A 1,058-nucleotide genomic window follows, 5' to 3' on the forward strand; every position below is an offset into this window, starting at 1 on the left:
GAGGCGTTCGTCTACTTGGCTACTGGAGCAGATACGGGCGAGTTGGCTGCGGACGCAGTTCGTCGTTACTGGTATCGAATGGGACAGTCACGCTACTCTGGGGTCGAGGGAATTTTAGTACTGGCTGATTGTGGTGGCAGCAACGGATACCGAGTTCCACTGTATCGAGAACGACTTCATCGAGTGGCCCAGCTGCTGGGCATTCCAATCCGAGTCGCTCACCTCCCGCCGTACTGCAGCAAATACAATCCGATTGATCACCGCCTGTTCTGTCATCTGACACAGGCGATCAGCGGTCGCTTGGTCGAGTCACTTTCCTGGATGCAGTTGCTGTTCTCCAACGTCAGCACGCGAACCGGACTCCGAGTCATATGCGAATTAGCTCGCAAAACCTATCAAGCCGGCATTAAAGCGGCAGCCGAATTTCGTCAAAACGAACCGACAGAGCGTGATGAAACCCTCGGTAAATTCAACTATGTTCTACCAGCATGAAATCCCGAAGTTATTTCCGAACAGCTCCTTAGATGGGCAAGATCGCGAAATGGGCATGGTGCCCGCCAAGGCGTATCACATCGATGGATGCAGCCAAGCGGCGGCTTCCATCATTGAACGCTACAAAGATGATCCGTTCTTTCTGTATGTGGCTTTCCGAGCTCCCCATGTCCCGTTAGACGCAACGAAGAAGTATCTCGACCGCTTTCCCGGTGAGATGCCGGAACGACGCCGTCAAGCACTCGCCATGCTGTCGGCCGTGGATGATGGTGTCGGGCTGATCACAAGCACGCTGGCAGAACACAACCTGACCGAAAAAACACTGGTTTTCTACATTGGTGACAACGGGGCACCCTTAAAAATTCACAAGCGAGATTTGCCGGGCGGTGGCCCGGGTTGGGACGGTTCGCTTAACGATCCACTCAATGGTGAAAAGGGAATGTTGGCCGAAGGTGGCATGCACGTGCCCTTCGTCGTCTCGTGGCCCGGTACGATTCCAGCGGGCCAGATTTACGACCATCCGATCAGCGCCTTGGATGTCGCAGCGACGTAACCGTTCACCAGAA

The 1,058-nt window shown here is 54.5% G+C and carries 2 protein-coding genes; both read left to right on the plus strand.

The window, feature by feature from the left end; translation table 11 throughout:
- Positions 1-492, plus strand: a 492-nt coding sequence (locus NB063_RS25540) for an ISAzo13-like element transposase-related protein (RefSeq protein ID WP_407652713.1), incomplete at its 5' end; no start/stop codon positions are given.
- Complete coding sequence (locus NB063_RS25545) at positions 476-1,045, plus strand: sulfatase family protein (RefSeq protein ID WP_250931869.1); 570 nt, start codon at positions 476-478, stop codon at positions 1,043-1,045. The genes NB063_RS25540 and NB063_RS25545, both read left to right, overlap by 17 nt.
- Positions 1,046-1,058 lie beyond the last annotated feature (13 nt).

Origin of the sequence: Aporhodopirellula aestuarii (assembly GCF_023701485.1) — a bacterium.
In the GTDB taxonomy this organism is placed as follows: Bacteria; Planctomycetota; Planctomycetia; order Pirellulales; family Pirellulaceae; genus Rhodopirellula; species Rhodopirellula aestuarii.

What these genes read in the sequence shown, in the direction of transcription:
- NB063_RS25545 (WP_250931869.1), top strand. Translation starts at nt 476, where the DNA reads ATGTTCTACCAGCATGAAATCCCGAAGTTATTTCCGAACAGCTCCTTA.